Consider the following 13,299-nt stretch of genomic DNA (forward strand, 5'->3'; position numbering starts at 1 on the left):
GCGCAAGTAAAACAATAGACATAAAAAAACCGCGCAGTGCGCGGTTTTTTTATGTCAGCAGTAAATCAAGCCTACTTAGAAAAGCAGAATTACTTGATTTTAGCTTCTTTGTACATCACGTGCTTACGTACCACTGGATCGTATTTTGAAAATTCAAATTTATCCGGAGTGTTACGCTTGTTCTTAGTGGTCGTGTAAAAGTGACCAGTACCCGCACTAGAAACCAAACGGATTTTGTCGCTCGCGCCTTTCTTAGCCATGACCAGTCTCCTTAGTATTTTTCGCCGCGGGCAGTAAGCTCTGCTAACACAGTCTCAATACCTTTTTTGTCGATGATACGCATGCCTTTGCTAGAAACCCGCAAAGTAACAAAACGCTTGTCTGCTTCAACCCAAAAACGATGGCTGTGCAGGTTTGGCAAAAAACGACGACGAGTGCGGTTTTTTGCGTGTGATACATTATTTCCTGTTACCGGACGCTTGCCAGTAACTTGACATACTCTAGACATGATAGTCGCCTCTTCAACCTTTATCCGTGGTGACGGTGCAAAAGGTTTATAAAATCAGGTTCAAACCGGGCCGCCGCGTGTTTCTCACAATACTCGGGTGCCCTGAGGAAATGTAGCATCCCGGACACGGCCCAAATGGAGCGCGACTTTATATCAGAACGACGAGCAGCAAGCAAGTTTTATCGCAATATTTCACCTTAGATCAGTCCGCGTTCGGCCAGCGAAATCACCTCGGGGCCCGCTACAACACAGTGATCCAGCAAGCGCATATCCAGCAGTGCCAAGGCATCACGGATACGACGGGTGATCCGAATATCGGCATCGCTAGGCTCAGCAATACCCGAGGGATGATTGTGCGCCACAATCAGCGCCGCGGCGTGCAGCTCTAAGGCTCGCCTCGCAATTTCGCGCGGGTAAACCGCCGCGCCGTCGATAGTACCGTAAAATAGCGGTTCGTAGCGGATCAGCTGATGTTGATTATCTAAATACATCACAGCGAACACTTCGCGTATTTCTTGTCGCAGCTGCGCCAACAGAAACTGCCGGGTGGACGCCGCACTGCTAAAGACCGGCCGCTGCTGAAGCGCCTCTGCCAAATACCGACGAGACATTTCTACCACCGCCTGTAATTGCACAAACTTGGCATCACCCAAACCATGAGACGCACAAAACTGCTCGCGACTGGCAGCAATCAAGGCGCTAAGCCCACCATGCTCCTGCAATAGATCACGGGCAAGATCCACCGCAGACTTACCAGTAACGCCGGTGCGCAGGAAAATTGCCAACAACTCGGCATCTGCCAGCGCGGCGGCACCCCGCTGCAGTAGTTTCTCTCGTGGTCGCTCGTCCGCAGGCCAATCGGTAATCGCCATAACACCCTCCTTGGTGAGCATGGAATATTGCAGCCAAAAACTACGCGGTAGTCGGCAGCGTCGATAAGCTTCATAATAACCCGATACTGAGCTATAGCGACAAGGCGATATGAAACAACTAAGCAACCGTCACATTCTTCTCGGCGTTACCGGCGGCATTGCAGCATACAAAAGCGCCGAACTGATCCGACGCTTAAAAGATCACGGTGCCGATGTCAGGGTTGTCATGACTGCCGCGGCAATGGAGTTTATTACGCCGCTGACCCTGCAAGCCCTATCCGGCAATCCGGTTCACACCACCCTGCTCGACCCTGAAGCAGAAGCCGGCATGGGCCATATTGAATTGGCGAGATGGGCAGATCTTATTTTAGTTGCCCCGGCCAGCGCGGACTTCATGGCGCGGCTTGCCAACGGACGCGGCGACGACTTGCTCACAACGCTGTGCCTTGCCACCGCCGCCCCGATCGCCTTAGCACCTGCTATGAATCAGGGTATGTGGCGCGATCCCGCCACACAAGCCAACACCGCAACACTCACGAGCCGCAATATCGCCCTGTTTGGCCCCGCAGCTGGAGAACAAGCCTGTGGTGATGTTGGCCCAGGCCGTATGCTAGAGGCCGAAGAACTGACCGCATGTGCCGCCAAGGTCTTTAATAGCCGCCTGCTGGACGGCATACACATGACCATTACCGCGGGACCAACCCGCGAAGCCATTGACCCAGTGCGTTACATTAGCAACCATAGCTCAGGAAAAATGGGCTATGCCCTAGCCGCCGCTGCCGCCGACGCTGGCGCTATCGTCACGCTAATAAGCGGCCCCACTAATTTGCCCTGCCCCGAGCGGGTAACACGGGTAGACGTGATTAGCGCCCAAAATATGCTCGAAGCCACCGAGGCGACTCTAGGTAAATGCCAGCTCTTTATCGGCTGCGCCGCCGTGGCCGACTACCGGCCCGCCAATACTGCCGAACAGAAGATCAAAAAAGACGGCGACACCATGCGCATTGACCTGGTTCGCAATCCAGACATTGTAAGTACGGTGGCTCATCACAGCGCTCGACCGATCACCGTCGGTTTTGCCGCCGAGACCCAAGACCTCATACGCTATGCCAGAGGCAAATTGGAAAATAAAAAGCTCGACTTAATCGTCGCCAATGACGTCTCGAATACTGCGATAGGCTTTAACGCCAACGACAACGCCGTGACCGCAATTTGGAAGGAGGGCCAGCTCGCGATTGCTCAAATGGGCAAAAATCAACTAGCGGCGCAGTTAGTGGCCTTGATCGCCAAGCAATTCTTTACTGCGAAAAACTAGACAGCGTAAGTAAGCACTACCATTATGGTCATATAGAGGTCAGTAACACCTAAACACCCTCCACTGCAGTCAAGGACCAGATTACCGCCACCATGACAGAAACAACGCCCACTAAGTCCTCAAGCAATAAAGTAAAAGGCGGTCCGCGATTTTCCTCGAATCAACGCGATATCGTCCTCTCCGCCTTAGCGTGCATCGGCATGGTTTTCGGCGCGTTCTATTGGATCCAGCATTTTGAAGAACCCAGAGCCTTAAAACAGCGCATCGACACCGTCACCGCCAATATTGCCGACCATCAGCGCGGTATCGTTCGCGACGTGATCACTCAGCTTGGCGAGCGCGTAACCGAGCAAACCACCAACGCCGAACTCACTAACGCCCTCAGCCAAGGCAATATCAGCGCCGACAATCTTTTTACCCAAAGCCTTAAACGCGCATTTCCAGAAGCACTGGACACCAAGATTATCTACATTGGCCGGCAAGGTATTGCCGATGAGCGCAGCGACACCTTAAGGCTGCGCAATAATATCGAAATCGATATGCTGCGTAAAAGTATTGAAAATAACGCTCTCGTCATCGAAGCCTACCAACACGATCGGCAGTGGCTAATCTCATTCGTTAAAACAGCCGGCAAGCACGGCGCAGTCTACGTCACGTTTAATGCCCAGTACTTTGAAAAAATGCTTAATAGCCTAGCCGGAAACACCGTTAGCATTGAGCTGATTCAAACCTATAAAAGCCGCCGCGACGTTGTCATCAAGCCGCCTATTATCAACTACCCTGATGCCATGCAAAGTCGGGGCTTATCGGTGCCAGGGTGGACCTTGCAGGTTTACCCGCAGGAGATTACGGTGCAAAGCCTTAGTTCTGACAGCACCTTGCTATGGCTAATCTGTGTACTTTGCGTTGCCCTTATTGCGGGTAGTCACGCCATCTTCTTCGTCCGCAGCTATCAAATTCCCCCTCCTCCCAAACGCGCAACAACAAACTCCAAAGGCACAGCAGCACCCCAAGCTGAAGAAACGCCGAGCCTAGAGCAGGCGCTGGCCAAAAAACTTGCGGCAAATCGACAAAGTAGCCTGTCAAAACGCGACAACTTCCCAGCGCCGGACAGCGCACCGCCACTAGCAGAATTGAGTACCGGAGAAGCGACCCACAAGAAAAAAGCCAATGCCACCCGCATTGCCGCAAACTGCTTCCGCGCCTATGATATCCGCGGCATTGCAGACACTGAGCTAAACGACAACACCTGCTTTGCCATTGGCCGTGCCATTGGCAGTGAAGCACTCGATCGCGGCCAATCTAAACTGTTGTTGGGTCGCGATAGTCGTCTAAGTAGCCCCAGAATCCATCAAGCCCTTCTCAAAGGCTTGCTCAGTACCGGTATCGATGTCACCGACATCGGCATTATCGCCACTCCAATGCTGCACTTCGCCTGCCATAACCTGAACGTTGGCAACGCCATTATGATTACTGGTAGCCACAATCCTAGTCATTACAACGGCATGAAAATCAGCTTAGAATTTGCAACCCTTAGCGCCAAAGACATCCAAGCACTTAAATACCGCATCGAGACACAAGAGTTTGAGAGCGGCCAGGGAAATCTTGATACTGACAGCATTGAACAACGCTATATTGACCGCGTCACCGGTGACGTGGTCATCGCCCAAACCCTTAAAGTTGTGATCGATGCCGGCAATGGCGCGACATCGAATATTGCGCCAACCCTCTTTGAAGAGCTGGGTTGCGAAGTCATCCCCTTATTTTGCGAGCTCGATGGCAACTTCCCCAATCATGCGCCAGACCCCACCATTGAGAGTAATTTAAGCGCACTTAAAGCAGCGGTCGCCGAGAATCAAGCAGATATTGGTATCGCATTTGATGGCGACGGCGACCGGCTTGCCATTGTCACCGCAGAGGGCCGCTGCCCACCGGCAGACCAATTACTCATGGTACTTGCCAGCGATATGGTAGCGCGCAATCCCGGCGCCGAAATTCTTTTTGATGTGAAGTGCTCACGCCTGCTCTCAGAGCTTATAGTCGAGGCTGGCGGCCGCCCAACTATGTGGAAATGTGGCCACTCTTACATGAAACAAAAAATGGCTGATACCGGCGCCTTACTGGGCGGCGAATTCTCTGGACATATATTTTATAAAGAGCGCTGGTATGGCTTCGATGACGGCATGTATACCGCTGCCCGCCTCCTAGAAATACTGACGCTATCCGGCACTACTATGGACGAAGCCATCAACAGTCAGCGCAAGCTCGTCAGCAGCCCCGAAATATTGATACCGGTTGCCGATGAACGTAAATTCGCCCTTGTCGAAACTTTTGCAGAAAATCAAAAATTTACCGACGCCGCGCTCATCAATATTGATGGCCTGCGGATAGAGTTCCGACACGGCTGGGGCCTGATTCGGGCGTCGAATACCGGCCCAGCCATCTCCATGCGATTTGAGGCAGATAGTGAAGCCTCACTTACCCGCATACAAAATGACTTTAAGGATTTGCTGCTAAGGATTGATCCCACACTAGTAGATAGTCTTTAATAGGCGTCCTTTTTAACCACCGACTTTACGAGAACCCGTCATGTCTATGAGTCGCGCCGCCGCCGGTGATGTTGCCCGCATTCTCACCGAAGCTTTGCCCTATATTCAACGCTTCACCAACAAGACCATTGTGGTTAAGTTTGGCGGCAACGCCATGATCGACGACAAGCTAAAAGAACAGTTCGCCCGCGATATCGTCCTGATGAAGCTAGTCGGCATGAATCCGATTGTTGTGCACGGTGGCGGCCCCCAAATTGGCGCCCTGCTAAAGCGTTTAGCGATAGAGTCGCACTTTGTGGACGGCATGCGTGTCACCGATACCGCGACTATGGACGTGGTAGAAATGGTACTTGGCGGCTCAGTGAACAAAGAGATTGTGTCGCTACTTAACCGCAATGGCGGCAAAGCCATTGGTCTGACCGGCAAAGACGGCCAGCTCATCCGCGCCAGAAAACTCAAGGTTACCCAGCGCACGCCAGATCTGGCTAAAACTGAAATCATCGATATTGGCCACGTGGGCGAAGTCGAAGAAATTAATACCGAAGTCTTGGATATGCTCATTAACAGTGACTTTATTCCAGTGATCGCCCCTATTGGGGTCGGCTCGGACGGTGCGTCTTACAATATCAATGCCGATTTAGTAGCCGGTAAAGTGGCCGAAGTGCTAAAAGCAGAAAAATTGATGCTATTGACCAATATCGAAGGCCTGATGGATAAATCTGGCAAGGTATTAACAGGATTAAGCACCGAGCAAGTCGACGCTCTGATCGCCGACGGCACAATTTATGGCGGCATGCTGCCGAAAATAGGCTGCGCACTGTCTGCCGTTAACGCCGGCGTGACCAGCGCTCATATTATAGATGGCCGCGTACCCCATGCCGTATTATTAGAAATCTTCACCAACACTGGCGTAGGCACGCTCATTACCAACTCCAATGCACTACTCGATTAAGCATAATACTAAGTACATCACTAAGCACCGGCCCCGAGCCCGCTAAGGTCAGCTATACCCTATGAACAAACGTCCCTCACGACGCGATGAAATTTTAAACGCCCTGGCTACCATGCTGGAAAGCCAGCCGGGCGCCCGCATTACCACCGCAAAGCTGGCTGCCGAAGTAGGCGTGTCGGAGGCCGCCTTGTATCGGCACTTTCCCAGCAAGGCCAAGATGTTTGAGGGGCTTATCGAATTTGTGGAAGAGGCCATCTTTAGCCGCGTCACCCTCATCATTAAAGAAGAGACCCAGAGCATCGCGCAACTTGGCAATATCCTGCAGCTATTACTAGGATTCACCGAACGCAACCCGGGCATCACCCGTATTTTTAATGGCGACGCCCTCGCCGGTGAGAATGAACGTCTGCGCAACCGCGTCGTCCAGTTCTATGACCGCCTAGAAACCCAGTTAAAAACGATTTTACGCGAAGCAGAATTGCGGGAAGGATTGCGCACCGTCATTACCGCCAATAGCACTGCCAACCTTCTGTTATCCGCCGCCGAAGGTCGCATCGGCCAATTTGTTCGCAGTGATTTTAAGCGCCTCCCCACCGAACACTGGGATGAGCAATGGCAGCTACTTAGTAAAACTATCTTCCGCTAAATACCCCTCAACAAAGTAAATTAGTCCCTAACGAAACGGGCCCCGGTTAACCATGGGGTAATCTACGTTAGCTGGGCGCTTGCGCGCCCTAACGCTGCGCGTATCAATCGGCTCAGCGCAATCCGGACAGGTCAAAATCGGTTGTATATCGTGACCACAAGAGGTGTGCTGACGAAGAATCGGTGGACCCGCCGCATCCGAATAGTATTTATCGCCCCAGTTCAGCAGCGTCGAAATGACGGGATAGAGATCCCGCCCCTTCTCCGTTAAGCGATATTCATAACGCGCGGGCTTGCTTTGGTAGGCGCGGCGCTCGAGCACCCCATGAGCTTCCAGCTTTTTCAAGCGCTGGGTTAAGGTAGTACGCGATATCTGCAGTCGCGCTTGCAGGTCGTCAAAGCGTCGCACCCCCAGAAAGCAGTCACTCAGAATAACTAGCGTCCAGCGATCGCCCAACACTATGGATGAACGTGCCACCGAACATTGCTGCGTACTCAACTCGTCCCATTGCATTTTGCTCACCTTCATTAACCGCGCATGTAAGAGTGTTTTTCGTCACACAGTATATACAAAGTCCACATTTTGGACTAACTTTTACACTTGAGTCCATTTTATGAACTAACAATCATATAAATCACATGTCTAATCAGGAGTAAGTCATGCCCGCCCCCGTTCCCTTTGATCCTGACGCTATTGCCTCTGCCAAACTAATTGTGCGCCCAGCTAAAGATGGCGTCACCATTAAGCGCACTATCTGCTCTACCTGCGATATCGCCTGCAGCGTGGTAACAGAAAGTAAGCAAGGTCGGGTGGTGAAGGTGCGCTCCTCAGACAATCCGATTTTCCGCGACAATATCTGCATGAAGGGAATTATTGCGCCCAAGGCATTCGCGCACCCAGATCGTATTCTGCATCCATTAAAACGCGTAGGTGAACGCGGCTCGGGCCAGTGGGAGCAAGTCAGCTGGGAAGATGCCATGAGTGATATCGGTCAGCGTCTCAAAAAAGTCATTACTGAACATGGGCCAGAGGCCTGGGCCGTTTCCACTAGCCAATGGAACACCGCCACCGATCACGGTCTTGGGCGGCGTATTATGAACCACGTTGGCACACCCAACTGGATCAGCGGCGTCGCGCTCTGCGCGGGTAACACCGCCGCCATAAACCGGCTTACTTATGGCTGGTTTCCGATGGGTGACTTTAACAATACCAACTGTATTGTACTGATGGGTCACAATCCACGCCGCCATAGCTGGACACCAATCTACAACTACATTCGCTCCGCCCAAGAACGGGGCGCGAAGTTAATCGTCTGCGACCCACGCAAGAGCTCGAGTGCCGAGCGGGCGGACATCTGGCTACCGCTAAAAGCCGGTAGCGATGGCGCCATGATGTTTGGCTGGCTCAAGGTTATCTTCGACGAAGGACTTTACGACAAAGATTTTGTGGCCAATTGGACGGTCGGATTTGAGGAATTACGCAAGCGCGTCGACGAGTTCCCCCTAGATCGCGTTGCCAAACTCACCGGCTGCGACCCCGACATGATCGCCAAAGCCGCGCGCATGTATGCCACCTCAGGGCCCTCAATTATTCCCTGGACGCCAATCACCGATATGCAGCGCAACAGTACATCGGCGATTCGCCTACAAAGTATTCTGCGCTCCGTCTGCGGTTACGTAGACGTTGCCGGCGGGGAAACCCTGCAGGGCTTCAACCCTGACATCGTCCCAGAATCTACCATTGAGATGCACGAGGTGCTATCCGAAGAGCAAAAGGCTAAACAGCTTGGTTCCGACACCCACCCGGCCTTTACCTATCGCGGCCAAGCAGCCTTGCGAGAGCCGCTCAAACGCGTATGGGGCCACGAATATGTCAATCAAGTAACTGGCTGTTACATGGCAAATCCGTCCGCCACCTTCCGTGCAATGGCCGGCGAGGGCAGCTATCCCGTGAAAGCATTTTTTGCCCTGGGTAATAACACCGTTATGAGCTACGCCAATATGCCATTGATTCTCAAAGGCATGATGAATCAGGATCTTATCGTTGCCCACGAGCATCATATGACGCCCACGGCGCAATTAGCCGACTATGTATTGCCCGGCGATAGCTGGCTGGAGCGACCTTGGTTGACCGATGCTTTTGGCTGGATGTCAGCTTATCGCCCGTCTGAGCAATCAATGGAACCGCCTGGCGAGGCGAAGAGCACTTGGGAGTTTTGGAAGCATATTGCCAATGCCCTAGACCGGCCAGAGCTGGTGCCATGGGAAACCCTAAATGATTTCTATGACGACCGATTGAAAGGCACCGGCATGAGCTTTAAGGAGCTTTCCGAAACCACCGAGATCTATTTCGACAAACCGGTATTTCGCAAATACCTCAAAACCGGCTTTGCGACACCTAGCGGCAAGGTCGAGCTGAAGTCATCCATTCTTGAAGACTTGGGCTTCGACCCACTCCCCTACTTCCGCGAAGACCCGCCGGCGGATCCCGACTACCCACTGCAAATGTTTACTGGCGTACGTGAAGATGGCTACTTTCAAACCGCCCAGCGGCAAGTACCTGAAATGCGTAAACGCGCGCCGGAGCCACAAATATTTGTCAGCCCAGGTACCGCCAGCGAGTATCACCTCGGCGAAAATGAATGGGTCACCATCGAAAACCAAATCGGCAAAATCTCTGCTCAAGTTGCCATCAAAGAGGCTATGCCTGACGGCTTAGTAAGAGTACCGCATGGCTGGTGGAAACCGGAGATGCAGCAAGGTGCAGGCCACTTGTCTGGCGCGCTCAAATACAGCGATGCCCAACTTTGCCGCGACGATGAAGACTATCTAGACCGCGAACAGGGGATTCCGCACCTCAAGGGCGTACCTTGCCGTATTATTAAAAGCCCAAGCGGAAACGCTACCAAGACAGAGGCCAAAGTATGAGTCCGTTTTACAGCGATGATAAAAGGCGGGAGCTGTCCGCAAAACTGCTGATTTGGCTGGCTGCCCGAGCGTCCAGAAACCAGTCGATGCTGGATCGGCTTTGCCTGTGGCTCGTTGACCGGGCAATGCGTCGCGACCCCGACGAGGATTTCATGCGCGACCCGATTATAGACAATGATCAGGGCTTTGATCCTGAAGAACTGGATCGCTACCAGCGCGGTGAGAAATAGCGCACCGCGATATAAGGAAAGAAGCGCGGCGATTTGCGGTTGGACATACGACTAGTCGTCAGAGGAGTAATACTGCAGCCGTTTTTCAGCCTGAGACTGTAAAAGCGCAAAGCGGTCTTTATCGCGCTCATAGTCCCTAGCAACCTCATCAAGGTCTTGTAATCGACCGCTGATATGTTGCTCTGTTGTTGTGACCTCTCGGCGTAACGACGCCAAGGTATTCATCAGTGCGCTGGGAACCTCTTCCCCGCGCCGCTCCAATTCCGCCGCCTCACTCTGATTACTCAAGATCTGCTGCTTAATAACCGATAAATTACTTTTCAGAATTGAAATACGGACCTTAATATTATTAATGGCACGCTCTTTGGCAACGTCTATATCTAGCACACTGCTGTAGCGCAGCAATAGCGACTCATCCCACTTACGATTTTTCGCATCCGCTTCCGCCCTAGCCGCAGCAACTTCTAACTCCAAAGCCCGCGCCTTGCGCTCAGCGCCGCTAAGCTGAGGCGCCACCGTTCGAACAACCGAGCCATCCACGCGGATAACGTCGTAGCCCCGGGGCACGGCCTCAGGCGGCACACTACTGTCGATAACTACGGTGCCATTGGTGCTAGGGTAGCGATAATAGAGGGTCCCCGCCCACAACTCGGGCGCTCCTATTACAATCATTGCCACCCATAAGGCCCAGCGACTTACAGCCACAATACTCACACACTCCTTAACATACCTTCTGATACAACTATATTTTCTACCGACTTATACCTCAACACCATAGCGATCACGATACGCATTAATACGCGCCACAAGTGCGTCGTCAGTCTTAGCTGTAGACAAGTAATCGACTATATCATTCAAACCCACAATACTAATTACCGCCAGAGAGGCGTCTTGCTCCAACTCCTGAATGGCCGAGCGCTCACCCTGGCCGCGCTCCTGACGATCTAAGCCAATTGCCACACCCGCAACCTCAGCCCCAGCTTGTTCAATCATGGCAATGGCTTCACGAATCGCTGTGCCTGCTGTAATAACGTCATCAATAATTAAAATTCTACCGCTCAAGGCGGCACCAACCAAGCTACCGCCCTCGCCATGATCCTTTTTCTCTTTGCGGTTATAGGCAAAAGGCACATCGCGCTGATGATAGTCCGCTAATGCACACGCCGTCGCCGCTGCCAAAGGAATACCCTTATAAGCAGGCCCAAACAAAAGGTCAAACTCTAGCCCAGAGGCGACAATCGCATCGGCATAGCAACGTCCAAGAGCGGCCAGCGCACTGCCGGTACTAAAGCGACCCGCATTAAAAAAGTAGGGGCTGACGCGACCTGATTTAAGCGTATATTCACCAAAACAAAGTGCTTCACTGACAATAGCCTGCTGTATAAATTGCTGCTGATACTTCTGAATGCTCATTTGCACCCTCATTTAAAACTCGGTGAATGTTTCGGCGACATTTTACGCGCCAGTTTTAGAATGCTACTACTAAAAACCGCAGAATTAGCGATAAATGCACCCAAATGTCATGATCTACGCCGGCCATGATGACAAATTTGGAGTTTTTTGCGAGATATTAAGCGCTGCGATTGTTGTCATTAGGGTTTCATTGTAGTCTAAGCTATTGTTAATCTCTAAAACCCAGAATAACCCAATATAATAGACTTCAAGCGTCTTAGCTTGGCTCACACTGCCGCTGAGACTGCTCATCCTTAAGCCAAATATATTGGCACTGGTCGACGCGATAGGAAACACATGAGAATCATCAGTTTTTGCGCTGACAGCATTGTCGATGCAGCCAAAAAAGGCTTTTTTGACTGGGTCGTAAAACAAGACGCAGACATTATATGCATTCAAAACCTTGGTATTGCAGAATACAAACTCCGCGACGACGTATATTTTCCTCGAGACTATAACCCCTACTTCTTCGATGCTGCCGATGGCAAGCACAATGGCGTCGCTATTTATTGCCGCCAATTACCTAAGGCCATCATGACTGGTCTCGGCTTTTTAGACTTTGACATGGACGGCCTCTATATTCAGGCTGACTTTGACAATATTAGTATTGGTAGCTTATTGGCACCCACCGCAGAAGAAGGTGATAGCGCCGGTTTAATACGCAAAAATCAGTTCTTTGAACAATATTTGAACCACCTGACTAAAGTGCGCAATAAACGCCGCGACTTTATCATTTGTGGCAACTGGAATATCGCTCACCGCGCCATAGACATTCAAGATGTCCGCGGCAATCACGGTAAGCCCGGCAGCCTGGCAGAAGAGCAGCAATGGCTAGATCGCTTATTCCGTGAACAGCAATACTCAGACGCATTCCGCTTAGTAAATAATGACTCCGACGAATTTAGTTGGTGGCCAGACGGCGAGCCCGGCACCAACGGTTGGCGGGTAGATATGCAGATAACATCAGAGCACATGACGCCAAGAGTAGAATATGGCGCCATCTATAAAGTGCAGGCCTTTGGCAAGCACGCGCCCGTCATTATGGATTATGACTTTGAACTACCAGAGAGCCCATTCTAGGGCTCTCCTATTTAGGCATTTAAGCCAAGGACTCTCGCTGAGCCGTCACTAGCTCGGCAATACCTTTTTCGGCCAGATCCATCATCGCGTTCATTTCAGTGCGACTAAAAGTTGCACCTTCAGCAGTACCCTGCACCTCGATAACACCGCCCTTATCATCCATCACCACATTCATATCGGTTTCGGCTGTCGAATCTTCGGCGTAATCTAAGTCTAATACTGGCACACCTTGATACACACCAACTGAAATTGCCGCGACCTGCTGCAACAGCGGATTACCGCTAATCAAGCCATCTGCGCGCAATTTAGCAATCGCATCAGCTAGCGCAATATACGCACCGGTGATGGACGCGGTTCGCGTGCCGCCGTCAGCCTGAATGACATCGCAATCCAGATAAATGGTGTTCTCGCCCAACATAGTCAAATCAACCGCGGCACGCAGCGAGCGACCAATAAGACGCTGAATTTCTTGGGTGCGGCCGCTCTGCTTGCCCCGCGCTGCTTCTCGATCCATACGACTACCAGTGGAGCGTGGCAACATACCGTACTCCGCGGTAAGCCAACCTTGGCCCTTACCACGCAAGAAACCGGGCACACTGTTCTGCACCGACGCAGTACAAATAACTTTGGTATCCCCCATTTCAATTAAAACGGAACCCTCTGCGTGGCAGGTAAAATTACGACTAATCCGCACAGTACGCTTTTCATCGTAGGCGCGCTCACTCGGCCTTACTACAGTCATATTGCTCTCCTTTTTGAAGCCCACAG

The 13,299-nt window shown here is 51.8% G+C and carries 14 protein-coding genes; 7 read left to right on the forward strand and 7 right to left on the reverse strand.

What is annotated here, in order from left to right; translation table 11 throughout:
- Positions 1 to 89: 89 nt before the first annotated feature.
- The 3 genes from rpmG to radC form a co-directional block, all read right to left on the reverse strand.
- Entirely contained in the window at positions 90 to 260 is a 171-nt protein-coding gene (gene rpmG, locus AB4875_RS00905) for a 50S ribosomal protein L33 (protein ID WP_008252729.1), read from the reverse strand.
- A gap of 11 nt (positions 261 to 271) precedes the next feature.
- Positions 272 to 508 (reverse strand): 50S ribosomal protein L28, encoded by a 237-nt coding sequence (gene rpmB, locus AB4875_RS00910; RefSeq protein ID WP_368374148.1) that lies wholly within the window; start codon positions 506 to 508, stop codon positions 272 to 274.
- 197 nt (positions 509 to 705) lie between these two features.
- Positions 706 to 1,380: a RadC family protein gene (radC, locus tag AB4875_RS00915; RefSeq protein WP_368374149.1), complete on the reverse strand. Its 675-nt coding sequence runs from the start codon at positions 1,378 to 1,380 to the stop codon at positions 706 to 708.
- Between the two features lie 109 nt (positions 1,381 to 1,489).
- Here radC and coaBC point away from each other — a divergent pair, with 109 nt between their 5' ends.
- The 4 genes from coaBC to slmA all read left to right on the forward strand — a co-directional run bounded on the left by coaBC (position 1,490) and on the right by slmA (position 6,842).
- Positions 1,490 to 2,695: a bifunctional phosphopantothenoylcysteine decarboxylase/phosphopantothenate--cysteine ligase CoaBC gene (gene coaBC / locus AB4875_RS00920; protein WP_368374150.1), complete on the forward strand. Its 1,206-nt coding sequence runs from the start codon at positions 1,490 to 1,492 to the stop codon at positions 2,693 to 2,695.
- 92 nt (positions 2,696 to 2,787) lie between these two features.
- Positions 2,788 to 5,244: a phosphomannomutase/phosphoglucomutase gene (locus AB4875_RS00925; RefSeq protein ID WP_368374151.1), complete on the forward strand. Its 2,457-nt coding sequence runs from the start codon at positions 2,788 to 2,790 to the stop codon at positions 5,242 to 5,244.
- Between the two features lie 40 nt (positions 5,245 to 5,284).
- Positions 5,285 to 6,196, forward strand: a complete 912-nt coding sequence (argB, locus tag AB4875_RS00930) for an acetylglutamate kinase (RefSeq protein WP_368374152.1) — start codon at positions 5,285 to 5,287, stop codon at positions 6,194 to 6,196.
- A gap of 61 nt (positions 6,197 to 6,257) precedes the next feature.
- Complete coding sequence (gene slmA / locus AB4875_RS00935) at positions 6,258 to 6,842, forward strand: nucleoid occlusion factor SlmA (RefSeq protein ID WP_368374153.1); 585 nt, start codon at positions 6,258 to 6,260, stop codon at positions 6,840 to 6,842.
- A gap of 27 nt (positions 6,843 to 6,869) precedes the next feature.
- On the opposite strand, the gene AB4875_RS00940 is transcribed toward slmA, so the two are convergent.
- Positions 6,870 to 7,355: a winged helix-turn-helix transcriptional regulator gene (locus AB4875_RS00940; protein ID WP_368374154.1), complete on the reverse strand. Its 486-nt coding sequence runs from the start codon at positions 7,353 to 7,355 to the stop codon at positions 6,870 to 6,872.
- A 146-nt stretch (positions 7,356 to 7,501) separates the two neighbouring features.
- On the opposite strand from AB4875_RS00940, the gene AB4875_RS00945 reads away from it, so the two are divergent.
- Positions 7,502 to 9,769: a molybdopterin-containing oxidoreductase family protein gene (locus tag AB4875_RS00945; RefSeq protein ID WP_368374155.1), complete on the forward strand. Its 2,268-nt coding sequence runs from the start codon at positions 7,502 to 7,504 to the stop codon at positions 9,767 to 9,769.
- Positions 9,766 to 9,999 (forward strand): hypothetical protein, encoded by a 234-nt coding sequence (locus AB4875_RS00950; RefSeq protein WP_368374156.1) that lies wholly within the window; start codon positions 9,766 to 9,768, stop codon positions 9,997 to 9,999. Before AB4875_RS00945 ends, AB4875_RS00950 begins: the two co-directional genes overlap by 4 nt.
- Positions 10,000 to 10,050: 51 nt before the next feature.
- Here AB4875_RS00950 and AB4875_RS00955 read toward each other — a convergent pair whose 3' ends face one another.
- Positions 10,051 to 10,713: a hypothetical protein gene (locus AB4875_RS00955; RefSeq protein ID WP_368374157.1), complete on the reverse strand. Its 663-nt coding sequence runs from the start codon at positions 10,711 to 10,713 to the stop codon at positions 10,051 to 10,053.
- 45 nt (positions 10,714 to 10,758) lie between these two features.
- Entirely contained in the window at positions 10,759 to 11,406 is a 648-nt protein-coding gene (pyrE, locus tag AB4875_RS00960; protein WP_368377037.1) for an orotate phosphoribosyltransferase, read from the reverse strand.
- A gap of 342 nt (positions 11,407 to 11,748) precedes the next feature.
- On the opposite strand from pyrE, the gene AB4875_RS00965 reads away from it, so the two are divergent.
- Positions 11,749 to 12,531 carry an exodeoxyribonuclease III gene (locus AB4875_RS00965; RefSeq protein ID WP_368374158.1) on the forward strand — a complete coding sequence of 261 codons (783 nt, stop codon included), beginning with the start codon at positions 11,749 to 11,751 and terminating at the stop codon, positions 12,529 to 12,531.
- Between the two features lie 19 nt (positions 12,532 to 12,550).
- Here the strand turns inward: AB4875_RS00965 and rph are convergent, their stop codons facing one another.
- The gene (rph, locus tag AB4875_RS00970; protein ID WP_368374159.1) at positions 12,551 to 13,273 is read right to left on the reverse strand and encodes a ribonuclease PH; all 723 of its coding nucleotides are present in this window, start codon (positions 13,271 to 13,273) and stop codon (positions 12,551 to 12,553) included.
- Positions 13,274 to 13,299 lie beyond the last annotated feature (26 nt).

The sequence above is a fragment of the Zhongshania sp. R06B22 genome (genome assembly GCF_040892595.1).
GTDB classification, from domain to species: Bacteria; Pseudomonadota; Gammaproteobacteria; order Pseudomonadales; family Spongiibacteraceae; genus Spongiibacter; species Spongiibacter arctica.